The 23740-nt window shown below is 67.4% G+C and carries 19 protein-coding genes; 15 read left to right on the forward strand and 4 right to left on the reverse strand.

Features of this window, described 5'->3' with window-relative positions; all coding sequences use genetic code 11:
- Positions 1–64: 64 nt before the first annotated feature.
- The 4 genes from speA to HMPREF2716_RS07080 all read right to left on the reverse strand — a co-directional run bounded on the left by speA (position 65) and on the right by HMPREF2716_RS07080 (position 4410).
- A complete protein-coding gene (gene speA, locus HMPREF2716_RS07065; protein ID WP_003095365.1) occupies positions 65–1975 on the reverse strand; it encodes an arginine decarboxylase in 1911 nt (636 codons plus the stop codon).
- 249 nt (positions 1976–2224) lie between these two features.
- Entirely contained in the window at positions 2225–2596 is a 372-nt protein-coding gene (locus tag HMPREF2716_RS07070) for a translation initiation factor Sui1 (RefSeq protein WP_003106225.1), read from the reverse strand.
- Positions 2597–2799: 203 nt separating this feature from the next.
- Complete coding sequence (locus HMPREF2716_RS07075) at positions 2800–3336, reverse strand: NUDIX hydrolase (protein ID WP_003095369.1); 537 nt, start codon at positions 3334–3336, stop codon at positions 2800–2802.
- 3 nt (positions 3337–3339) lie between these two features.
- Positions 3340–4410: a DUF2333 family protein gene (locus HMPREF2716_RS07080; protein ID WP_003106226.1), complete on the reverse strand. Its 1071-nt coding sequence runs from the start codon at positions 4408–4410 to the stop codon at positions 3340–3342.
- A gap of 352 nt (positions 4411–4762) precedes the next feature.
- On the opposite strand from HMPREF2716_RS07080, the gene gcbA reads away from it, so the two are divergent.
- The 15 genes from gcbA to retS all read left to right on the forward strand — a co-directional run bounded on the left by gcbA (position 4763) and on the right by retS (position 23673).
- Positions 4763–6391: a diguanylate cyclase GcbA gene (gene gcbA, locus HMPREF2716_RS07085; RefSeq protein WP_003106227.1), complete on the forward strand. Its 1629-nt coding sequence runs from the start codon at positions 4763–4765 to the stop codon at positions 6389–6391.
- A gap of 77 nt (positions 6392–6468) precedes the next feature.
- Complete coding sequence (gene ctpL, locus HMPREF2716_RS07090) at positions 6469–8442, forward strand: methyl-accepting chemotaxis protein CtpL (RefSeq protein WP_070621846.1); 1974 nt, start codon at positions 6469–6471, stop codon at positions 8440–8442.
- A gap of 159 nt (positions 8443–8601) precedes the next feature.
- Positions 8602–10377: a protein-disulfide reductase DsbD gene (locus HMPREF2716_RS07095; RefSeq protein ID WP_043492155.1), complete on the forward strand. Its 1776-nt coding sequence runs from the start codon at positions 8602–8604 to the stop codon at positions 10375–10377.
- Between the two features lie 143 nt (positions 10378–10520).
- Positions 10521–10964: a type II 3-dehydroquinate dehydratase gene (gene aroQ / locus HMPREF2716_RS07100; protein WP_003095385.1), complete on the forward strand. Its 444-nt coding sequence runs from the start codon at positions 10521–10523 to the stop codon at positions 10962–10964.
- 23 nt (positions 10965–10987) lie between these two features.
- Entirely contained in the window at positions 10988–11458 is a 471-nt protein-coding gene (gene accB / locus HMPREF2716_RS07105; protein WP_003110495.1) for an acetyl-CoA carboxylase biotin carboxyl carrier protein, read from the forward strand.
- A 17-nt stretch (positions 11459–11475) separates the two neighbouring features.
- Positions 11476–12825, forward strand: coding sequence for an acetyl-CoA carboxylase biotin carboxylase subunit (accC, locus tag HMPREF2716_RS07110; RefSeq protein WP_003095391.1), 1350 nt, complete (start codon positions 11476–11478; stop codon positions 12823–12825).
- A gap of 110 nt (positions 12826–12935) precedes the next feature.
- Entirely contained in the window at positions 12936–13376 is a 441-nt protein-coding gene (locus tag HMPREF2716_RS29785; RefSeq protein WP_016253950.1) for a hypothetical protein, read from the forward strand.
- 116 nt (positions 13377–13492) lie between these two features.
- Positions 13493–13801, forward strand: coding sequence for an EI24 domain-containing protein (locus tag HMPREF2716_RS29790; protein WP_323177860.1), 309 nt, complete (start codon positions 13493–13495; stop codon positions 13799–13801).
- 80 nt (positions 13802–13881) lie between these two features.
- Positions 13882–14766, forward strand: a complete 885-nt coding sequence (gene prmA / locus HMPREF2716_RS07120) for a 50S ribosomal protein L11 methyltransferase (protein ID WP_016253952.1) — start codon at positions 13882–13884, stop codon at positions 14764–14766.
- A 95-nt stretch (positions 14767–14861) separates the two neighbouring features.
- Positions 14862–16139: a DUF3426 domain-containing protein gene (locus HMPREF2716_RS07125; protein WP_003161322.1), complete on the forward strand. Its 1278-nt coding sequence runs from the start codon at positions 14862–14864 to the stop codon at positions 16137–16139.
- Positions 16140–16342: 203 nt separating this feature from the next.
- Positions 16343–17341 carry a tRNA dihydrouridine synthase DusB gene (dusB, locus tag HMPREF2716_RS07130; protein WP_003095402.1) on the forward strand — a complete coding sequence of 333 codons (999 nt, stop codon included), beginning with the start codon at positions 16343–16345 and terminating at the stop codon, positions 17339–17341.
- Entirely contained in the window at positions 17338–17661 is a 324-nt protein-coding gene (gene fis / locus HMPREF2716_RS07135) for a DNA-binding transcriptional regulator Fis (protein WP_003121116.1), read from the forward strand. Before dusB ends, fis begins: the two co-directional genes overlap by 4 nt.
- 79 nt (positions 17662–17740) lie before the next feature.
- Positions 17741–19348 (forward strand): bifunctional phosphoribosylaminoimidazolecarboxamide formyltransferase/IMP cyclohydrolase, encoded by a 1608-nt coding sequence (purH, locus tag HMPREF2716_RS07140; RefSeq protein ID WP_003105151.1) that lies wholly within the window; start codon positions 17741–17743, stop codon positions 19346–19348.
- Between the two features lie 103 nt (positions 19349–19451).
- Positions 19452–20741 carry a phosphoribosylamine--glycine ligase gene (gene purD, locus HMPREF2716_RS07145; RefSeq protein ID WP_003105150.1) on the forward strand — a complete coding sequence of 430 codons (1290 nt, stop codon included), beginning with the start codon at positions 19452–19454 and terminating at the stop codon, positions 20739–20741.
- Between the two features lie 103 nt (positions 20742–20844).
- Positions 20845–23673 carry a hybrid sensor histidine kinase/response regulator RetS gene (gene retS, locus HMPREF2716_RS07150; RefSeq protein ID WP_003095412.1) on the forward strand — a complete coding sequence of 943 codons (2829 nt, stop codon included), beginning with the start codon at positions 20845–20847 and terminating at the stop codon, positions 23671–23673.
- The last annotated feature ends 67 nt before the right edge of the window (positions 23674–23740 follow it).

Below are 23740 nucleotides of genomic sequence, written 5' to 3' on the forward strand. Positions count from 1 at the left end.
GGCGGGCGCCTCGCGCCCGCCGGCCATTGCCTGGTTCGCTTCCCGTCGCCGACGGGCTAGCCAGTCAGGACAGGTACGCCGAGCGGGTCAGCCCCAGGCGCAGCGCATCCAGGTACTGGTTGCGCTCGCGGGCGGTGAGCTTGGCCCCGGCGACCTTGTCGCGGTAGAGGGTCATCAGTTCCTCCGGCGACAGGTGCACGTAGCGCAGCATGTCCTCGATGGTGTCGTGGGTCTCAATGCCGGCGTGATAGATGCCGCCGTCTGCGCGCTGGTAGACGTTCACCGAGTCGGTGTCGCCGAACAGGTTGTGCATGTCGCCGAGGATCTCCTGGTAGGCGCCGACCAGGAATACCCCGATCAGGTAGTCCTCGCCCTCCTTCACCTCGTGCACCGGCAGGCTGGTCTCGATGCTCTGCTCGTCGACGTACTGGGTGATCTTGCCGTCGGAGTCGCAGGTCAGGTCCTGCAGTACCGCGCGCCGATCCGGCTCCTCGCCCAGGCGGTGCAGCGGCAGGATCGGCAGCACCTGGCCGATGGCCCAGGTATCCGGCAGGCTCTGGAACACCGAGAAGTTGCAGATGTACTTGTCGGCGAGCTTGTCGTTGAGTTCGTCGAGGACCTGCCGGTGGGAGCGCTGGCGGGCCTTGAGCTGGTTGTGCAGGCGCCGGCAGATAGCGAAGTAGCACTGCTCGGCGAGGGCTTTCTGCGCCAGGCTGATCTTGCCGTCGGCATACTGCGCGGCGGCGTCGCCGATGTAGTGGGTGGCGCGCCAGTAGGTCTCGGTGACCATCTCGGCATCGGTCGGGCCGAGCAGTTCGGCCAGCCAGCGGACGATCTCCGGCTGCTCGTCGAGATCGACGATCTTCGGCACGTCGTCGTTGTGCCGCTCGACGTCGGTGACCTGGGTGATCAGCACCGCATGGTGCGCGGTCAGCGCCCGGCCGCTCTCCGAGAAGATGTGCGGATGCGGCAGGCCCTGGGCGTCGCAGAACTCCTTGAGCATGCCGACCACCACGCCGGCATAGTCATCGATGTCGTAGTTGATCGAGCTGGCGTTGCGCGAATGGGTGCCGTCGTAGTCGACGCCGAGGCCGCCGCCAACGTCGATGTGATCCACCGGCAGGCCGAGCGCGCGCAGCTCGCCGTAGTAGCGGATGGCTTCCTTGAAGCCGTGCTGGTAGTCGGCCAGGTTGGCGATCTGCGAGCCCATGTGGAAATGCAGCAGGCGCACGCCCTGGTCGAGACCGGCCTGGCGGAAGCGCTCGACCACCGACAGCAGCTGGGCGGCGGAAAGGCCGAACTTGGCCTTCTCGCCACCGGTATCTGCCCACTTCGACGAAGCCAGCGAGGACAGCCGCACGCGCAGGCCGACCTGGGGCTGCACGCCGACGTTGGCGGCCTCCTCGATCACCAGCTGCACCTCGGATTCCTTCTCGATCACGATGAACACGTTGTGCCCGAGCTTCTGCCCCATCAGCGCCAGCTTGATGAACTCGCGGTCCTTGTAGCCGTTGCAGACGATGGTGCCGCCCTTCGGGGCCAGCGCCAGCACCGCCATGAGTTCCGGCTTGGAGCCTGCCTCCAGGCCGATGGAGACGTTCTCGGTGGCGATGATGTTCTCCACCACCGCTTCCTGCTGGTTGACCTTGATCGGATACAGCGCGGTATAGCGGCTCTGGTATTCGAGGCGCTCGATGTTCGCGTCGAAGGCGCCGGTGAGCTTGCGCACGCGGTCCTGCAAAATATCCGGGAAGCGCACCAGCAGCGGCAGGCTCAGGCCCGCCTCGCGCAGCTGGCCGACCAGCTCGTAGAGATCGATGGGCGTCGAGTCGGCACCCTGCGGACGCACTTCGACATTGCCGCCATCGTTGATGGCGAAATAACCCGCACCCCAGTGGCGGATGCCGTATACGCCGCGGCTGTCGGCCACGGTCCAGTTGCTGCCATCGTCTTTGCGAGTCCGTCGAGCGGCCATGCGCGGTGATCTCCTCAATGTTCGGGGTCGGGCGGGCGCCGGGATCTCCGGATGGCCCTGGGCCGGCACGCCTGTGGTGGAGGCTAGCCGGAGGATGTGACGTTGCCGTGTTGACCGCCACACTGGGCGGTAGTTTAGGAAAGCCGAGGAAATCCGCTCATGCGGGTATCCGCAGTCTCCCATCTAGGGAAAGGGCTGGCGCGGCCTCGCGGTGCCGGACCTGCCCGCTCTCTGCAGGGGAGAACGCGGTCAGCCGCCGGACTTCTTCGCCTTGAAACCGCGCTTGAGGAGTTCGTCGATCAGCAGTTCGACATGCTCGCCCTGGATCTCCACCACGCCGTCCTTGAGACTGCCGCCGGTGCCGCAGCGCCGCTTCAGCGCGCTGGCCAGCTCCTTGAGCGCATCGCCGGCGAGCGGCAGGCCACTGATGGTGGTCACCGTCTTGCCGCCGCGGCCCTTGGTCTCGCGGCGCACGCGCGCGATCCCGTCGCCGACAGGCGCTACGGCCTGCCCGCAGATGCAGGCGTCTTTGGGTTGCTGGCAGTCCGGGCAATGCCGGCCGCCATCCGTGGAATACACCAGCCCGCCGAGGGCGGACAGGGACGAAGCTTTTTTGACCACCGGGCGTTTCCCCCAGAATGGCCTCGACGGGCCAGGTCAACAACGATGGCCGGCGGGAGCCGACCGCGACGCCCCACTCAGGCAGGGGCTGCGCAGGGGCGGCATGGGGACCGCCCGAAAAGGTCGCGCAATTTAGCAGCATTGCGAGCAAATGCTAAGAGCGAAAATGCGCCATTGATCGGTGAAATGGCGACATCCGCGGCTCAGGCGTCCAGGTACAGGCGCAACGCCTGCAGGGAATCGGGGCAGTACGGCAAGCTGCGAGCCTCCTCCAGCGCCAGTTCGGGACGGATGAAGCGGGCCTCGGAGATTTCCTCCGCCTGCAGGCGCAAGGGCGCATCGGAGACGGCGGAAAACACCGCGCACCAGAGCCGGTTGCCCGGTTCGTCGAAGAAGAAGCGGCCATGTTCGCGCAGGACCGCGTCGCGGATTCCCAGCTCTTCCTCCAGTTCGCGGGCGGCGGAGTCGGCGTAGGGCTCGCCGGCCTGGACCATGCCGCCGGCGGCGAGGTCCCAGTACCCCGGATAGACCGCCTTGCTCAGGGTCCGGCGCTGCACGCACAGCTCGCCGGCGGAGTTGAACAGCAGGATGAAGGTGCCGCGACCGATCAGCCCGCGCTCGCGCAGCTCCGCGCGCGGCAAGCTACCGAGCGGGCGGTCCTGCTCGTCGACCCAGGCGATGAGTTCGGCGTCGGAGGCGGCCCGGTGGGCCACCTCTTCGGCGCTGATCGGCGCGGCCATGGGTCAGCCCTGGGAAAGCAGCTGGCGCAGGTCGATCACCGCGGCGTTGGCGCGGGAAATGTAGTTGGCCATCACCAGCGAGTGGTTGGCCAGGATGCCGTAGCCGCTGCCGTTCAGCACCATCGGGCTCCACAGCGGCTCCTGCGCGGCCTCCAGCTCGCGGATGATCTGCCGCACGCTGACCGTGGCGTTCTTCTTCGCCAGCACGTCGGCGAAGTCGACCTCGATGGCGCGCAGCAGGTGCGACAGCGCCCAGGCCTGGCCACGGGCCTCGTAGAAGACGTTGTCGATCTGCAGCCAGGGGGTTTCCTGGACCACTTCCTCGACCTTGGGCGCCTCGCCCGGCTGTACCTCTTCGGGGTTCTTGATGTTGGTGTTCAGCTTGACCCGGCCGACACTCGCCGACAGGCGCTGGGACAGCGAGCCCAGGCGGGTGGCGACGTCGCCCAGCCAGTTGTTCAGGTTGTCGGCGCGGGCATAGAACTGCGCGTTGGGCTGGTTCGGGTCGGACAGGCGGGCCAGGTAGCGGTCCAGCGACTTGATGCCTTCCTGGTACTCCGACTCGGACGCCGGCAGCGCCCAGCTCTTGTTGTCGAAGTTGAAGCGCGGCTCGGCGCGAGCCAGGTCGGCGTCCTCGGTGGACTGCGACTGCGAACGGGCGAAATCCTTGCGCAGCGCCCGGCTGATGTCGCGCACCTGGACCAGCACGCCATACTCCCAGCTGGGCATGTTGTCCATCCAGATGCCCGGCGGGAAGATGTCGTTGGAGATGTAGCCGCCCGGCTTGGTCAGCAGGGTGTCGACCACTTCCTTGAGGGTCTCCACCGTGGTGTAGCCGGTGACCATCTGCCGCCCGGCGCGCTCGGCGGCGGCCTGGGCGTCCTGCTGCACGGGGAACAGGTCGGGTTCCTGGCTCCAGTACCAGCCGACCAGCATCGCCACCAGCAGGTAGATGCCCAGCAGGCCTCCCACCACGCGCACCAGCCAGGGGCCGCCGAAGTAGGTACGCACATCATCCACGGAATTGTCCACGCGATCGCGCATGGTCCCACGACGCTTCTTCCAGTCCAGCATGGCAAGGGTCCTTAAAACAGCTCGATAGATGGGGGATTGGACCATGGCGAACGCGTTCCGTGCCAAGCGTCAACCCTTCCAGGACGCCGAAAACCTCGGCATCGTCGGCTTTCAGCGTAGTGGAAGCCGGTTTTGTGCCGGAATGCTCAGTGAGAATTTTCCGAAACAGGCATAAGCATGCCGTAGTCCGTCGCACAAAGGCACCCACCAACAGGTGGGGATGACATTTGGAAAAGAAAAGGCTCCTCTCGTCAGCCGCCCAACGGCCGCTGGCTTTCATGGCGATAGGTGATAGCATAGAGCCATCATTCGCGGCGACGCTCTGCCGCGAAGACCACGAAAGAAGCGCGTCATGATGACCGAGCACGATGACCCGACCCTGGACCGCCTGAAGCACCACTTCGCCCAGCGAGTGATCAACCAGGCGCGCCAGGTTCTGGAGGTCTGGCAACGCCTGACCCGCGCGGAGTGGAACAGCGACGGCATGGAAGAACTGGCCGACGCCACCCTGCGCCTGCAGCGCTACGCCGAACGCTTCGAGCAAGCCGAGCATGCCCAGTTGGCCGGTGCCATCGACCGTACCCTGGACGTCGTCGAGGCCAACCGCGGCCGGCTTTCCAGCGAGTCGATCAGCGAACTCAACCAGTTGATGCAGCGCCTGTCGCGCACCGGCCTGCGGCATGGCGACCAGCTCGAGCACACCGTCCTGCCGCCGTTGCGCAAACCGGTCTACCTGGCACTGAAGGACCGCGAACGCGCCGAGCGCCTGGCCCAGCAACTGGAATTCTTCGGTCTGCAGGCGCTGAGCTGCGAGACCGCCGACGCCTTCCGCGCCAGCATGCGCGAACGCTACCCGGCGGCGATCGTCATGGAAGTCGATTTCGCCGGCCCCGACATGGGCCTGCGACTGGCCAGCGAGGCCCAGGCCGGCCTCGAACACAAGCTGCCGGTGCTGTTCTTCAGCGACAGCGAGACCGACACACCGACCCGCCTGGCCGCGGCCCGTGCCGGCGGCCAGGAATTCTTCACCGGCACCCTGGACGCCTCCAGCGTGCTGGAAAAGATCGAGACCCTCAGCCGCCTGAGCTTCTACGAGCCCTACCGGGTACTGATCGTCGACGACTCCCGGGCCCAGGCGCTGCACACCGAGATGGTCCTCAACAGCGCCGGGATCATCACCCGCGCACTCACCGAGCCACTGTCGGTGATGGCCGAGCTGAGCGACTTCCAGCCCGACCTGATCATCCTCGACATGTACATGCCCGAATGCCTGGGCACCGAATTGGCCAAGGTGATCCGCCAGCACGAGCGCCACGTCAGCGTGCCGATCATCTACCTGTCCGCCGAGGACGACCTGGACAAGCAGCTGGACGCCATGAGCGAAGGCGGCGACGACTTCCTCACCAAGCCGATCCGCCCGCGCCACCTGATCGCCACCGTGCGCACCCGCGCCAGCCGCGCGCGCAGCCTGAAGGCGCGGATGGTGCGCGACAGCCTGACCGGCCTGTACAACCACACCCATACCCTGCAACTGCTCGAGGACGCCCGTCTGCGCGCACGTCGCGATGGCCGTCCGCTGAGCTTCGCGATGCTCGACATCGACCACTTCAAGCAGGTCAACGACCGTTTCGGCCACCCCATGGGCGACCGGGTGATCAAGGGCCTGGCGCTGTTCCTCAAGCAACGCCTGCGCAAGACCGACCACATCGGCCGCTATGGCGGCGAAGAGTTCGCCGTGGTCCTTCCGGACACCGACCTGGACGCCGCGCGCCTGGTGCTCGACGAGATTCGCCAGCGCTTCGCCGAGATCCACTACCCGGCGCAACCGACCGACCTGCGCTGCACCTTCAGTTGCGGCATCGCCGAGCTGACCCCGGACCTCGATATCAAGAGCATGGCCAAGCAGGCCGACGAAGCGCTGTACCGGGCCAAGCACGGCGGGCGCAACCGGATCGAAGTATATCGTCCCGACGCTCGATAATGGCCTTTTGTCATCAGCCGGTAACCGAACGGAAATAACCTGCGATCTCGCCGTTCCGTAGTCGGACGAGACTCGCCATGCGCCTCAAGCAACTCACCAACCTCAACACCCTGCTCCTGCTCACCGTCTGCCTCGCCCTGGGAATCACCCTGTGGTGGTCGCAACGCGCCATGGAGCGGCCCTTCCAGTTGCTCGACCAGTACCTGGAGCTGTCGCAGCGCTTCGACGAACAGGTCGCGCGCAACATCCGCCAGTACCTCGGCAGCGGCGACGCCGTGCGCCAGCAGGCCGCGCTGCAAGCCCTGGAAAGCCTCGCCGAGGCCTTGCCGGAGCTACCGCCGGACCTCGCCCGGACCCTCGCGCCAAGCCTCGCGGAGTTGCGCGAATTCAGCGCCGGCGACCTGCTCGCCGCCGGCAAGCTCGCCGGCGACCCGCAGGGCCTGCTGCTACAGGCCGAGCGCGACCTCACCGGCAACCTGGAACAATGGTCCGCCTACCTGGACGCCGCGGCGGGGCAGCCCCAGGCCGGCGCCTACCGCACCCCGCTGCTGCTCGCCAGCCTGCACCTGACCCGCCTCAGCCTGGCCCGCGCCAAGCTGGTGGAAAGCGCCAACCCGGCCCTGGCCGGCGACGTCGAGCGCGAATTGGCCAACCTGCGCGAGCAGGCCGGGCGGATCGGGGCCTTGCCGCTGCTCGGCGTGCTCGACGAGCAACGCTCGGCCAGCGACGACTTCGCCGCCATGATGGGGCTGGCCGGCGACGCCGAGGCTGGCGCCGGCAATGCCGAAGACCGCGGCGTGGCGCTGCGGCGCGAACTCGCCAGCCTGCTGCAACGCTATCCGGACGAGTTACGCCGCACCCGCGACCTGATCGAGCGTCGCCAGCAACTGTCCGCCGACACCGGCGCCAGACTGGACGCGGTGCGCCAGGCCCTGGCCACCCTGGAACCGCAGGTGCGCGGCGAACGCCAGCGCCTGCAAGGCCAGGTACGCCTGATCCAGGGTGGGATGATCGCCCTGATCCTGCTCATCGCCCTCGCCATCGACAGCCTGCAAAGACGCCTGGCGCGGGTCCTCGGGCAACTGGTGCCGGCGCTCTCGGCCTGGGCCGACGGCGACTTCTCGCGCCCCATATCCCTCCGTACCCGCACCGAGGACCTGCGCAACCTGGAAGATTCGCTGAACCGCCTGCGCAGCTTCCTCGCCGAGCTGGTCGGCGCGATCCACCGCCGCGCCGAACAGGTCGCCGGCAGCAGCCAGACCCTGGCCGAGGTCAGCAGCGGCCTGCATGCCGGGGTCGAGCGCCAGGCCGGCGATACCGGGCAGATCCGCGACGCCCTCGGCGACATGGAAGCGGCGATCCAGCAGGTCGCCGGAGACGCCAGCCAGACCGCCGACGCCAGTCGCAGCGCAGGCCAGGCAGTGGAGCACGGCCAGCGGGTGATCGGCGAGAGCCTGGGCGGCCTGCGCGAGCTGGTCGACGAGGTGCAGGGCAACGCCCAGTCGATCGAGCGCCTGGCCGAGGAGTCGGCGACCATTGGCAGCGTGCTGACGGTGATCCGCTCGATCGCCGAACAGACCAACCTGCTCGCCCTCAATGCCGCCATCGAGGCCGCCCGCGCCGGCGACCAGGGCCGTGGCTTCGCCGTGGTCGCCGAGGAAGTCCGCTCGCTGGCCCAGCGCACCGCCGGCGCCACCGAGGAGATCCAGCAGCTCATCGGCCGCCTGCAACAGGCCGCGCGGCAATCGGTGGAGGCCATGCGCAGCCAGGTCGAGCATGCCGAACGCACCGCCGAACAGGCCGGCGCGGCGGAGGGCGCACTGGACGAAGTGGTCGCCGCGATCCATACCATCGGCGTGATGGCCGAACGCATCGCCGAAGGCTCGACCCAGCAGAGCCAGGCGGTCGGCGAGATTCGCTCGCACAGCGAACGCATCCACGCCCTGGGCGGGGAAAACCTGCGGCTGATCGGCCATAGCCGCGAACAGGGCGAGCAACTGCGGCAACTGGGCGGCGACCTGCGCACCACGGTGCAGGCCTTCCGCCTGTGACCCTGCGGCGACGTGCCGCAAGGCGCCAGGGGAACCGTCTGGCTTCGGACCGGTCGGATACCGCTCAGCGGAACCGGGGCAGGACCTGATCAGCCGCACGGGGCTCGATCGGGCCCGGCTTTCCGCTATCATTCCGGCTTTTGATCCGACGAGATATCCATGCGCCGCCTGCTGACCCTGATCCTCCTGCTGGTCGCCCTGCCCGCCGGCGCGGGCCTGTTCGACAGCCGTCCCGGCGCCTCCCTCGGCGGCGGCCTCGATGGCGGCGACTTCCTCAAGGTCGACCAGGCGTTCAAGCCCAGCGTCGAGCGCAGCGACGCGCAGCACGTGCTGCTGCGCTTCGTCAACGCCGAGGGCTACTACCTCTACCGCCACCGCTTCCAGTTCAAGGTCGAGCCAGCCCAGGTCAGCCTCGGCCAGGTGCAGCTGCCGGCGGGCAAGCAGCACCACGACGAGTACTTCGGCGATACCGAGGTCTACTACAACATCGTCGACCTGGAGATTCCCCTGAACAACCCGGCCCGGCAGCCCTATACCCTCGTGGTGACGTACCAGGGCTGCGCCGACAAGGGCCTCTGCTACCCCCCGGAAACCAGGCGCTTCGACATCGACGGCGGTGCCGCGCCGCCAGCCGCGAGCGACGCGGCCGGCAAGGGCCCGCTCGAGCACAAGGGCAAGCGCAGCCTGCTGTTCTTCTTCCTCGCCGGCCTGACCCTGACCTTCACCCCCTGCGTGCTGCCGATGCTGCCGATCCTCTCCGGAGTGGTCCTGCGCGGCCGGCCGGGCGGTGGTCGCGGCTTCGTCCTGTCGCTCGCCTACGTGCTGCCGATGGCGCTCTGCTTCGCCCTGCTCGGCGCGCTGATGGGCATGTTCGGCGCCAGCCTCAATCTCCAGGCGCAATTGCAGTCGCCCTGGGTACTGGTGCCATTCGCGGCGTTCTTCGCGCTGTTCGCCGTGGCCATGTTCGGCTTCTTCGAGCTGCGCCTGCCCGGCTTCATCCGCGAACCGCTCGACCGCCTGGCCGGCGATGCGCGCGGCGGCTCGATCCTCGGCGCCGCCACCCTCGGCGTGCTTTCCAGCCTGCTGGTCTCGCCCTGCGTCTCCGCCCCGCTGGCCGCCTCGCTGCTCTATATCAGCGCCAGCGGCGATGCCTGGGGGGGCGGCCTGCAACTGTTCGCCCTCGGCCTGGGCATGGGTACGCCGCTGGTGGTGTTCGGCGCCGGCGGCGGCGCCCTGCTGCCCAAGAGCGGAGCCTGGATGAACGGCGTGCGCAACGCCTTCGGCGTGCTGTTGCTGGCGGTCGCCGTGTGGCTGCTGGAGCGGGTGGTGTCCGGCCCGGTGGCGCTGATGCTCTGGGGCATGCTCGCCGGCGGCGCCGGCCTGGCCCTGGGCGCCCTCGAATTCACCCCGAAGAGCGCCGCACGCCGCCTGCTGCAACTGCTTGGCCTGATGTTCCTGACCTACGCGGTGGCCGCCTGGATCGGCGCCCTGCAGGGCGAGTCGGACCCGATCCATCCGCTGGGCCGCTCGGTGCCGTCGATCCATGCCGGGCCGCCGAGCACGCCCGGCGAATGGCAGAACCTGACCACCCCGGCGCAGTTGGACGCCGCCCTGGCCGAGGCACGTCAGGCCGGCAAGCCGGTGCTGCTGGACTGGTATGCGGACTGGTGCATCAGTTGCAAGGTCATCGAGCGCCAGGTTCTCACCGATCCCATGGTGCAGGCACGACTGCCGGCCTACCGCCTGCTGCGCTTCGACATCACCGAAAGCAACCCGGCCCAGCGCGGCCTGCTGGACCGCTACAACCTGTTCGGTCCGCCGGCGATCCTGTTCTTCGCCCCGGGCGGTGACGAATGGAGCGACTTGCGCGTCATCGGAGAGATCGACGCCGCCGGGCTCGCCGAACGACTGCGCCGGGCCGCTACCCGGCAGTGACATGCGCTGACATACTTCTGCCGCAATTGCCGGTCAACATGCGGCGATCTACTGCAATCTAACAGTGACTGGACAGTCATACGGAAATTCCGGCATAGTGCCCGCTTGCCGTTTGCAGCCTGTACAGGACAATCAACAAGACAATGGCGACCCTCCTCGTATTGCACGGGCCGAATCTGAACCTGCTGGGCACCCGCGAGCCCGGCACCTACGGTTCGACCACCCTCGGGCAGATCAACCAGGACCTCGAGCGCCGCGCCCGCGAAGCCGGCCACCACCTGCTGCATCTGCAAAGCAACGCCGAATACGAACTGATCGACCGGATCCATGCCGCGCGCGACGAAGGCGTGGACTTCATCATCATCAATCCGGCGGCATTCACCCATACCAGCGTCGCGTTACGTGACGCGCTGCTTGCGGTGAGCATCCCATTCATCGAAGTGCACCTGTCGAACGTGCACAAACGTGAACCTTTCCGGCATCACTCCTACTTCTCCGACGTGGCGGTAGGGGTGATCTGCGGTCTCGGCGCCACAGGCTACCGCCTGGCCCTGGAATCCGCCCTTGAACAACTTCAACGCCCCTGACCTCACTGGGAGTGCTAGCGCTAATGGACATTCGTAAAGTCAAGAAACTGATCGAGCTGCTGGAAGAGTCCGGTATCGACGAGCTGGAAATCCGCGAAGGCGAAGAGTCGGTACGCATCAGCCGCCACAGCAAGACCGCCGCCCAGCCGGTGTACGCACAGGCTCCGGCCTTCGCCGCTCCGGTCGCCGCGCCGGCGCCGGCAGCCGCCGCTCCGGCCGCCGCTGCCGCGGAAAGCGCCCCGGCCGCGCCGAAGCTGAACGGCAACGTGGTTCGCTCGCCGATGGTCGGCACCTTCTACCGCGCCGCCTCGCCGACCTCGGCCAACTTCGTCGAAGTCGGCCAGAGCGTGAAGAAAGGCGACATCCTGTGCATCGTCGAAGCCATGAAGATGATGAACCACATCGAAGCCGAAGTTAGCGGCACCATCGAGTCGATCCTGGTGGAGAACGGCCAGCCGGTTGAGTTCGACCAGCCGCTGTTCACCATCGTCTAAGCCGCGGGGAACCTGCGATGTTGGAAAAAGTGCTGATCGCCAACCGCGGCGAAATCGCCTTGCGCATCCTTCGCGCATGCAAGGAGCTGGGGATCAAGACGGTGGCGGTACACTCCACCGCCGACCGCGAGTTGATGCACCTGTCGCTCGCCGACGAATCGGTGTGCATCGGTCCGGCCCCGGCCACCCAGTCGTACCTGCAGATCCCGGCGATCATCGCCGCGGCCGAGGTCACCGGCGCCACCGCGATCCACCCCGGCTACGGCTTCCTCGCCGAGAACGCCGACTTCGCCGAGCAGATCGAACGCTCCGGCTTCACCTTCGTCGGCCCGACCGCCGAGGTGATCCGCCTGATGGGCGACAAGGTCTCGGCCAAGGACGCCATGAAGCGCGCCGGCGTCCCCACCGTGCCGGGCTCCGACGGCCCGCTGCCGGAAGATGAAGAAACCGCCCTGGCGATCGCCCGCGAGGTCGGCTACCCGGTGATCATCAAGGCCGCCGGCGGCGGCGGCGGGCGCGGCATGCGCGTGGTCTACGACGAATCCGAGCTGATCAAGTCGGCCAAGCTGACCCGCACCGAGGCCGGCGCGGCGTTCGGCAACCCGATGGTCTACCTGGAGAAGTTCCTGACCAACCCGCGCCACGTGGAAGTCCAGGTGCTTTCCGACGGCCAGGGCAACGCCATCCACCTCGGCGACCGCGACTGCTCCCTGCAGCGCCGCCACCAGAAGGTGATCGAAGAGGCGCCGGCCCCCGGCATCGACGAGAAGGCCCGTCAGGAAGTCTTCGCCCGCTGCGTCCAGGCCTGCATCGAGATTGGCTACCGCGGCGCCGGCACCTTCGAGTTCCTCTACGAGAACGGCCGCTTCTACTTCATCGAGATGAACACTCGCGTGCAGGTGGAGCACCCGGTATCTGAGATGGTCACCGGTGTCGACATCGTCAAGGAGATGCTGCGCATCGCCTCCGGCGAGAAGCTCTCGATCCGCCAGGAGGACGTGGTCATCCGCGGCCATGCGCTGGAGTGCCGGATCAACGCCGAAGACCCGAAGACCTTCATGCCCAGCCCGGGCAAGGTCAAGCACTTCCACGCCCCCGGCGGCAACGGCGTGCGCGTCGACTCGCACCTCTACAGCGGCTACAGCGTACCGCCGAACTACGACTCGCTGGTCGGCAAGGTCATCACCTACGGTGCCGACCGCGACGAGGCGCTGGCGCGGATGCGCAATGCCCTGGACGAGTTGATCGTCGACGGTATCAAGACCAATACCGAACTGCACAAGGACCTGGTGCGCGACGCCGCCTTCTGCAAGGGCGGGGTGAACATCCATTACCTGGAGAAGAAACTGGGTATGGACAAGCACTGATCCGTCAGTCGCTGCGCACAAGGGCTGCCTCCGGGCGGCCCTTGTCGTTTCCGCCTGCCGGCCGCCCCAACGGTGCTATCCTCGTCGCCCCTCCACCACCGGACTCCTGCATGGAACGCATCCGCCGCTGGTACCGCCAATCGCTGGCCGCCGCGACCGAGGCCGCGACCTGCTTCGCCTTGGGTTTCAGGGAAAGCCTGCAACCCGCCGCACTCTTCCGCTCCGCGAGCCTGTGCATTCTCGTCAGCGTGCTGTGCACCTGGCTGTTCGTGCATTTCTTCGAACCGATCATCCGCCTCTGCGGCTGGGCCGCGCTGTACACGGCATTCAGCGTGGCCAACTTCGCCCTGATCCCCAGCGGCTCGCTGATCGAGGCCGGCAGCGGTGGCCCGTACTTCGATCCGCTGGCGGCCTTCAACGGCCTGGCGGGACTGGCGCAACTGGCGTTCTATTTCGTCGGCTATGCCGCGCTGTTCTTCGTCGCCCTGTACGCCGCCAGCATCGTCTTCGGCATCCGCCTGGGCCTACCATCGGCCTGCTCGGACAACTGAAGGAACAGGTCCGCCAACGCTACCCGCGACTGGCACCTGCCTCCGGCGAAAGGATCTCGCTGTGGCGTGCCGCCGGCTTCCGCCTGGCACCCTGGCTGGGCGTTTCCGGATCGATCCTGGTCGGCCTGCTGGTTCCGCTCTACAACGGTGTACTCCTGCTGCTGGCGCTGGCCTACCTGAACATCCGCTTCCTGCTGCCCGCCACGCTGGCCGGGCTGGCCGATGCCGGCGAGCAGCTCGCCGTGCTTCGTGCTCGCCGCGGCAGCCTGTTGCTGTTCGGCCTGCTGATACTGCTCCTGGCGCTGGTGCCGCTGCTCAACCTGCTGCTGCCGGCGGTGCTCGGCGGCGGTACCTGCCACCTGGCCAATCGCGGCCTGGCGCAACTGCGCGGCGAGGCCACGGCAGAGAGTGGCAGCGCCGGCTAGCCTCAAGTAAGCTTGCGCGGTGGAAAACGGGTCGCCCCTGGGCGGCCCGTTTCGTTTACAGCCGCAACAGAGGTCGCCCCATGCCCTGGTTACAAGTTCGCCTGGCCATCACCCCGGAACAGGCCGAAACCTACGAAGACGCCCTGCTCGAAGTCGGCGCCGTCTCCGTGACCTTCATGGACGCCGAAGACCAGCCGATCTTCGAGCCGGACCTCGGCACCACCCCGCTGTGGTCGCGCACCCACCTGCTGGCGCTGTTCGAAGCGGACACCGACGAGACCGCCCTGCTCGCCCACCTCGCCTTGCTTACCGGCGGCGACCTGCCCGAGCACCACGTCGAGGAAATCGCCGACCAGGATTGGGAACGCAGCTGGATGGACAACTTCCAGCCGATGCGTTTCGGCCGCCGCCTGTGGATCGTGCCGAGCTGGCACGCCGCCCCCGAGCCGGACGCGGTCAACCTGCTGCTCGATCCGGGCCTGGCCTTCGGCACCGGCACCCACCCGACCACCGCGCTGTGCCTGGAATGGCTCGACGGCCAGGAACTGGCCGGCCGGCAGGTGCTCGACTTCGGCTGCGGCTCGGGAATCCTCGCCATCGCCGCGCTGCTGCTCGGCGCCGAACGGGCGGTCGGCACCGACATCGATCCACAGGCCCTGGAAGCCTCGCGCGACAATGCCTCGCGCAACGGTATCGAGCCCGCGCGGTTCCCTGTCTACCTGCCGGCGGACCTGCCGCAGCGACAGGCCGACGTGCTGGTCGCCAATATCCTCGCCGGCCCGCTGGTTTCCCTCGCCCCGCAACTGACCGGCCTGGTACGTCCCGGCGGCCTGCTGGCGTTGTCCGGCATCCTCGCCGAGCAGGCCGCGGAGGTCCGCGAGGCCTACTCCGCACACTTCGATCTCGACCCGACCGCCGAGCGCGAAGGCTGGATCCGCATCAGCGGCCGCCGCCGCGCCGATTGATGGCGCGCCGCCAGCCACCACTGATCCCGCCCCACTGCCTTCGTGCAAGAAGCTTGGGGTAGACTAGCCGCCGGATTTTCCCTACGGATCGCCGCATGAGCGAAAGCGTCATCACCCAATGTCCCCATTGCAGCACCAGTTTCCGCGTCAACGACGCGCAACTGGGCGCCGCCAATGGCGCGGTCCGCTGCGGCACCTGCCTGAAAGTCTTCAACGCCCTGCAACACCAGGTCGGTGGCGCGCCGCGCGCGAACGCTCCTTCGGCAGCCGAAGCGAAGCCGGCCGCCGCTCCGCCACCCGCGCCCAGCGTCGCGGCCGCCACCTCGGCCGCGCCCCCGGCAGCGCGCCCGCGCGACGAAACCCTGTGGATCCATGACGACCTCGACCTGGACAGCCTCAACCTCGACGAGGAACTGGCCAAGCTCGACGAATTCGAGCTGAACCAGGAATTCTCCAGCATCGAGAAGGCCCCGCGACCGGCGGAGAGCCTGCTGGCGCGCCGCGACGACGAACGCGATCCACATGACGAACGCTGGGCCGAGGCGCTGATCGCCGATGCCGAACCGGCCCAGCCGGCGCGCGGCAATCCGCGCCAGGAACCGAGCCTCGGCGAACCGCTGGCGGAAGAGCGGGTATCCTTCGTGCCGCTGCGCCGCGCCGAGGATCCGCCGGAACTTCGCCTCAGCCTCGATGACGACGATGACGACGAGCCCAGCCTCGGCAAGCGCCGCCACGGCCTGAGCGCCCTGGATGAAGACGACGAGGAAAGCGCCGAGGAACAGTCCGTCGCGCCCCTGGGCAGCGCCCGCAAACCGGACGAGGCGCCGGTCGAGAGTCTCGACCAGTTGCGCGACGAGCCGCTGCAACTGGCCTGGGAGAAGCCCCGGCGCCAATGGCCGCGGCGTCTCGGCTGGCTGCTGCTGATCCTGCTGGCGCTGGGCGGTCTCGCCGCTCAGTACATCGCCTACCATTTCGACGAACTGGCGCGCCAGGACGCCTATCGCCCCTGGTTCGCCCAGCTCTGCCCGGAAATCGGCTGCACCCTTCCCTCCAAGGTCGACGTGGAGCAGATCAGGAGCAGCAACCTGGTGGTCCGCAGCCATCCCGAATTCAGCGGCGCGCTGGTGGTCGACGCGATCATCTACAACCGCGCCAGCTTCTCGCAGCCGTTCCCGCTGCTGGAACTGCGCTTCGCCGACCTCAACGGCCACCTCATCGCCAATCGCCGCTTCAAGCCCGGCGAGTACCTCGGCGGCGAGCTGGCCGGACGAACGGAAATGCCACCGCAGGTACCGATCCACGTGTCGCTGGACATCCTCGACCCGGGTCCGAAGGCGGTGAACTACAGCCTGAGCTTCCATTCCCCGGAGTGACCGGAAAGCCCTCGCCGGTCGCCGCCGGGCCGCTACGCCCACCCGCTCGCGCGGAGCGCCAGGCGCAAGTGCCGCTCGTCTTCCAACTGTAAGAACTAAGGAATCGGCTGTTCAGAATTTATCCAAAACAGCCTTTATCCGGTCATCCAGAGCGGGTATCATGCCCTCCCTTTTTTCGCAGCACCGCAAGACAGGGAAGCCCCATGTCGGTGGTACGCATCGGCCCATATACACTGCCCAACAGACTGATCCTCGCGCCGATGGCCGGGGTGACCGATCGTCCGTTCCGTCAGCTTTGCCGTCGCCTTGGCGCCGGGATGGTGGTATCGGAGATGGTGACCAGCGACGTCCGCCTGTGGAACAGCCGCAAGTCGCGCCTGCGCCTGATCCACGATGGCGAGGACGAGCCGCGCTCGGTGCAGATCGCCGGTGGCGATCCGGCCATGCTGGCCGAGGCCGCGCAGCGCAATGTGGAACTCGGTGCGCAGATCATCGACATCAACATGGGCTGCCCGGCGAAGAAGGTATGCAACAAGGCAGCGGGGTCCGCCCTGCTGCGGGACGAGGCGCTGGTCGCCGAGATCCTCGATGCCGTGGTCAGGGCGGTCGACGTACCGGTCACCCTGAAGATCCGGACCGGCTGGGACCGGGACAACCGTAACGGCGTCACCGTCGCGAAGCTCGCCGAACAGGCGGGGATCCAGGCTCTTGCGGTGCATGGCCGGACCCGCGCCGACCTGTACACCGGGGAGGCGGAGTACGAGACCATCGCGGCGATCAAGCAGGCCGTGTCGATACCGGTGTTCGCCAATGGCGACATCGATTCGCCGGAAAAGGCCAGGAAAGTCATCGAGCAGACCGGGGTGGATGCCCTGCTGATCGGTCGGGCCGCCCAGGGAAGACCGTGGATTTTCCGCGAGATCGACCATTACCTGCGGACCGGCGAGCACCTGCCGGCGGCGCCGCTTCCCGAAGTGCAGAGCATCCTGCTCGAACACCTCGCGGAGCTGCACCTTTTTTATGGGGAAGAAATGGGTGTGCGGATCGCCCGCAAGCATGTGGGGTGGTATCTCGCGACTCTGCCGGGCGCAAGGGAATTCCGCGCCCAGTTCAATCGTTTGCAGGACACGGATGCGCAGTGCGCCAGCGTCAGGCAGTTCTTCGCCGAGCGCCAGAACAACGGAACAGGGGTGGCCGCATGACAACGATGACGACCGAGACTTTAGTGAGTGGAACAACGCCCGTGAGCGACAACGCCAACCTGAAACAGCACCTCACCACGCCGACGCAAGAAGGGCAGACCCTGCGCGACAGCGTGGAGAAGGCATTGCACAACTACTTCGCCCACCTCGAAGGGCAGCCGGTCACGGACGTTTACAACATGGTGCTCTGCGAAGTCGAAGCGCCGCTGCTGGAAACCGTCATGAACCACGTCAAGGGGAACCAGACCAAGGCCTCCGAGCTACTCGGCCTGAACCGCGGGACCCTGCGCAAGAAACTCAAGCAATACGATCTTCTTTAAGAGCGGCGGCGGGCTCCGGCCAAGGGCGCGCGTCCCGGCCGGCACCCGCGGCCGGAAGCCAGCCCTCAGGACCCTTGCAATGACCGACCAAACCACCCGCCTGCCCATCCGCCGCGCGCTGATCAGCGTTTCCGACAAGACCGGCGTCGTCGACTTCGCCCGTGAGCTGGTCGCCCTCGGCGTGGAAATCCTTTCCACCGGCGGCACCTACAAGCTGCTCCGGGACAACGGCATCTCTGCCGTGGAAGTGGCCGACTACACCGGCTTCCCGGAAATGATGGACGGTCGGGTGAAGACCCTGCACCCGAAGGTGCATGGCGGTATCCTCGGTCGCCGCGACCTGGACGGCGCGGTCATGGAGCAGCACGGCATCAAGCCGATCGACCTGGTGGCGGTCAACCTGTATCCCTTCGAGGCCACGGTGGCCAGGCCCGACTGCGACCTGCCTACCGCCATCGAGAACATCGATATCGGCGGGCCGACCATGGTCCGTTCGGCGGCGAAGAACCACAAGGATGTCGCCATCGTGGTCAATGCCGGCGACTACGCCGCCGTGATCGAATCCCTCAAGGCCGGCGGCCTGACCTACGCCCAGCGTTTCGACCTGGCCCTCAAGGCGTTCGAGCACACCTCCGCCTACGACGGCATGATCGCCAACTACCTGGGTACCATCGACCAGACCCGCGATACCCTAGGCACCGCCGACCGCGGCGCCTTCCCGCGCACCTTCAACAGTCAGTTCGTCAAGGCCCAGGAAATGCGCTACGGCGAGAACCCGCACCAGAGCGCGGCGTTCTACGTCGAGGCGAAGAAGGGCGAGGCCAGCGTCTCCACCGCCATCCAGTTGCAGGGCAAGGAACTGTCGTTCAACAACGTCGCCGACACCGACGCCGCCCTGGAATGCGTGAAGAGCTTCCTCAAGCCGGCCTGCGTGATCGTCAAGCATGCCAACCCCTGCGGCGTCGCCGTGGTGCCGGAAGACGAAGGCGGCATCCGCAAGGCCTACGACCTGGCCTACGCCACCGATAGCGAATCGGCGTTCGGCGGCATCATCGCCTTCAACCGCGAGCTGGACGGCGAAACCGCCAAGGCCATCGTCGAGCGCCAGTTCGTCGAGGTGATCATCGCGCCGAAGATTTCCGCCGCCGCCCGCGAGGTGGTCGCCGCCAAGGCCAACGTACGCCTGCTCGAATGCGGCGAATGGCCAGCCGAGCGCGCCCCGGGCTGGGACTTCAAGCGGGTCAACGGCGGCCTGCTGGTACAGAGCCGCGACATCGGCATGATCAAGGCCGAGGACCTGAAGATCGTCACTCGCCGCGCGCCCACCGAGCAGGAGATCCACGACCTGATCTTCGCCTGGAAGGTGGCCAAGTTCGTCAAGTCCAACGCCATCGTCTACGCCAGGAACCGCCAGACCGTCGGCGTCGGCGCCGGCCAGATGAGCCGGGTCAACTCCGCACGGATCGCCGCGATCAAGGCCGAGCACGCCGGCCTGGAAGTGAAAGGCGCGGTGATGGCTTCCGACGCCTTCTTCCCGTTCCGCGACGGCATCGACAACGCGGCCAAGGCCGGCATCACCGCGGTGATCCAGCCGGGCGGCTCGATGCGCGACAACGAAGTGATCGCGGCGGCCGACGAGGCGGATATCGCGATGGTGTTCACTGGCATGCGCCATTTCCGCCATTGAGTATCACGGCGGCTGAGCGCGATGCGGCCAGCCGCCCTACCCACGAATTTCACGCAGGGCGGATAACGCGGCGCGTTACCCGCCGTTGCGCCAGGAGAACCCCATGAACGTACTCATCATCGGCAGCGGCGGTCGTGAACATGCCCTGGCCTGGAAAGTCGCCCAGGACCCGCGCGTGGCGAAGGTCTTCGTCGCCCCGGGCAACGCCGGCACCGCCACCGAAGCCAAGTGCGAGAACGTCGCCATCGACGTGCTGGCCCTGGAGCAACTGGCCGACTTCGCCGCGAAGAACGTCCAGTTGACCATCGTCGGTCCCGAGGCGCCGCTGGTGGCAGGCGTGGTCGACCTGTTCCGTGAGCGCGGCCTGGATATCTTCGGCCCGACCGCCGGCGCCGCCCAGCTGGAAGGCTCGAAGGCCTTCACCAAGGACTTCCTCGCCCGCCACCGGATCCCCACCGCCGCCTATCGCAACTTCACCGAGGTCGAGCCGGCCCTGGCCTACCTGCACGAGCAGGGCGCGCCCATCGTCATCAAGGCCGATGGCCTGGCCGCGGGCAAGGGCGTGATCGTCGCCATGAACCTGGACGAAGCCGAAGCCGCCGTGCGCGACATGCTCGCCGGCAATGCCTTCGGCGACGCCGGCTCGCGCGTGGTGATCGAGGAGTTCCTCGATGGCGAGGAGGCCAGCTTCATCGTCATGGTCGACGGCCAGAACGTGCTGCCGATGGCCACCAGCCAGGACCACAAGCGCGTCGGCGATGGCGACAGCGGGCCGAACACCGGCGGCATGGGCGCCTACTCGCCGGCCCCGGTGGTCACCGCCGAGGTCCACCAGCGGGTGCTGGACGAAGTGATCTACCCGACCGTGCGCGGCATGGCCGAGGAAGGCAACGTCTATACCGGCTTCCTCTATGCCGGCCTGATGATCGACAAGAGCGGCGCGCCCAAGGTCATCGAATTCAACTGCCGCTTCGGCGATCCGGAAACCCAGCCGATCATGGTCCGCCTGGAGTCCTCCCTGGTCCTGCTGGTCGAGGCCGCCCTGGCCAAGGCGCTGGACAAGGTCGAGGCGACCTGGGACCCGCGTCCGACCGTGGGCGTGGTACTGGCCGCCGGCGGCTATCCGGGCGACTACGCCAAGGGCGAGGTCATCGAAGGCCTGGCCGAGGCCGCCGCGCTGGACGGCAAGGTGTTCCACGCCGGCACCGCGCTGAAGGATGGCCAGGTGGTCACCTCCGGCGGCCGCGTGCTCTGTGCCACCGCCATCGGCGAGAGCGTGTCCGCCGCCCAGCAACAGGCCTATCGCCTGGCCGAGAAGATCCGCTGGAACGGCTGCTTCTACCGCAAGGACATCGGCTACCGTGCCATCGCCCGCGAGCGCGGCGAGTCCTGACCGGGCCCGAAGCCGCGGGCGCCGCACGGCGCTTCCGCGGCCTATGCCGTTGCCACGGCCACTTGGCTATAATCCGGCCATTCACCTTCGAAGGGACTTCGCCGTGGTACGGCTTCGGATCGCCATAGGACTACTCGTCAGCTTCCTGCTGCTTCTGCTCGGTCCGATGTCGCCGGCGGTCGCGGACGACGCCGGCGTTTCCAGCGTTCCCCTGCAAACCACCGCCACCACCCCCAGCGTCAACCAGAACTGGCGCCTGCTGCGCGACGAGAGCGCGCAACTGCGGATCGCCGACGTCCTCCAGCGCAAGGAGCAGTTCCGCCCGCTGGCCAAGCGCTCCTTCATCTTCCCCGCCAGCCCCCAGGCGGTCTGGCTGCAGGTCCAGCTTCCCGCGCAGAAGGTGCCGAGCTGGCTGTGGATCTTCGCCCCGCGGGTGCAGTACCTGGACTACTACCTGGTGCAGGACGGCCAACTGGTGCGGGACCAGCACACCGGCGAGTCGCGACCGTTCCAGGAGCGCCCGCTGCCCTCGCGCTCCTACCTGTTCTCGCTGCCGGTCGACGGCAAGCCGATGACCCTGTACGTGCGGATGACCTCCAACCATCCGCTGATGGCCTGGTTCGACCAGATCGACGAAGCCGGCCTGGTCGGCCTGGAGAAGCCCGCCTACGCCTTCGGCATGCTGCTCGGCGGCATGCTCCTGCTGCTGATGTACAACCTGATCCGCTTCGCCTACTCGCGCAGCGCCAGCAGCCTGTGGCTGGCGGCGGTGCACGCGGCGCTGGCGGTCTGCGCCGCGGCGAACCTGGGGCTGGTGGCGTTCTGGCTGCCGGGACTCAAGTTCAACCAGTCGCTGACCGCCGACCTCGGCGCCCTCGGCGCCGCGGTGAGCCTGCTGTGGTTCGCCTGCAGCTTCTTCCGCGGCACTGCGGAAAGCCGCCTGAACCGCCTCCTGCAAGGCGAGGCGCTGTTGATCCTGGCGGTCGGCGCGATCATCGCCTTCACCCAGCAACTCTGGTTCAGTTGGCTGATCTACCTGCTGGTGATCCTCAGTTCGCTCAGCGTCCCGCTGATCGCGGCCTGGCACTGGTATCGCGGCTACCAGCCGGCGCGCCTGATCGTTGCCGGGATGATCGTGTTCAACGCCGGCTTCATGGTGTTCCTGCCGGTACTGTTCGGCACCAAGCAACTCGATCCGGGCTGGCTGGTGCTCGGCGTGTTCAGCTTCGCCACCCTCGCCGGGCTGGTCCTGAGCGTCTCGCTCACCGAACGCCAGCGGCTGATCCAGCAGCTCAACCTGCAACAGCGCACCAGCGAGGCAGCGCACACCGCGGAATTGCAGACCAAGGCCGAGTTCCTGGCCAAGATCAGCCACGAGATCCGCACGCCCATGAACGGCGTGCTGGGCATGACCGAACTGCTCCTCGGCACCCCGTTGTCGGCGAAGCAGCGCGACTACGTGCAGACCATCCACAGCGCCGGCAACGAGCTGCTCACGCTGATCAACGAGATACTCGACATCTCCAAGCTGGAGTCCGGGCAGATCGAGCTGGACGAAGTGCAGTTCGACCTCAACGCGTTGATCGAGGACTGCCTGGATATCTTCCGGGTCAAGGCCGAGCAGCAGCGCATCGAGCTGATCAGCTTCACCCAGCCGCAGGTGCCGCGGGTCATCGGCGGCGATCCGACGCGCCTGCGCCAGGTGGTCCTGAGCCTGCTGGACAACGCGTTCAAACAGACCGAGGAAGGCGAGATCCTGCTGGTGGTGGCCCTCGACGACCAGGGCGAGACGCCACGCCTGCGCATCGCCGTGCAGGACAGCGGCCACCCGTTCGACGCCAAGGAGCGCGAGGCGCTGCTCACCGCCGAGCTGCACAGCGGCGACTTCCTTTCCGCCAGCAAGCTCGGCAGCCACCTCGGCCTGATCATCGCCCGCCAACTGGTGCGGCTGATGGGCGGGGAGTTCGGCATCCAGTCCGGCAGCAGCCAGGGCACCACCCTGTCGCTGACCCTGCCGCTCGACCCGCAGCAGCTGGAGAACCCCACCGCCGACCTCGACGGCCCGCTGCAGGGCGCCCGGCTGCTGGTGGTGGACGACAACGAAACCTGCCGCAAGGTGCTGGTGCAGCAGTGCAGCGGCTGGGGCCTGAACGTCAGCGCGGTGTCGTCCGGCAAGGAGGCGCTGGCCCAGTTGCGCACCAAGGCGCACCTGCGCGAGTACTTCGACGTGGTCCTGCTCGACCAGGACATGCCCGGCATGACCGGCATGCAACTGGCGGCGAAGATCAAGGAAGACCCCAACCTCAACCACGACATCCTGCTGATCATGCTCACCGGGATCAGCAACGCGCCGAGCAAGATCATCGCCCGCAACGCCGGGATCAAGCGCATCCTGGCCAAGCCGGTGGCCGGCTACACGCTGAAGGCGACCCTCGCCGACGAACTCGCCCAGCGCGGCGTCAGCGGCGTCACCAACTACCTGCAACCGGCCAAGGAAGCGCAGGCGCCGAGCCTGCCGAGCGATTTCCGGATCCTCGTCGCCGAGGACAACAGCATCTCCACCAAGGTCATCCGCGGCATGTTGAACAAGCTCAACCTGCAGCCGGACACCGCCAGCAACGGCCAGGAGGCGCTCAGCGCGATGAAGGCGACCCAGTACGACCTGGTGCTGATGGACTGCGAGATGCCGGTTCTGGACGGCTTCTCCGCCACCGAGCAGCTCCGCGCCTGGGAAGCCCACGAACAGCGCCCGCATACCCCGGTGGTGGCGCTCACCGCGCACATCCTCAGCGAGCACAAGGAACGCGCGCGGCTGGTCGGCATGGACGGGCACATGGCCAAGCCGGTGGAGCTGTCGCAATTGCGCGAGCTGATCGCCTACTGGGTCGGCGAACGCGATCGCCGCCGCCAGGGCGACGCCCTGCCCTCCTGAGGGCAACGAGGTTCTCCGGCGCGGCACCCGGCCTCCGCCACGGCGGATAACCGCACGCGGTTATTCG

It is taken from the genome of Pseudomonas sp. HMSC076A11, assembly GCF_001810205.1.
GTDB lineage: Bacteria > Pseudomonadota > Gammaproteobacteria > Pseudomonadales > Pseudomonadaceae > Pseudomonas > Pseudomonas aeruginosa.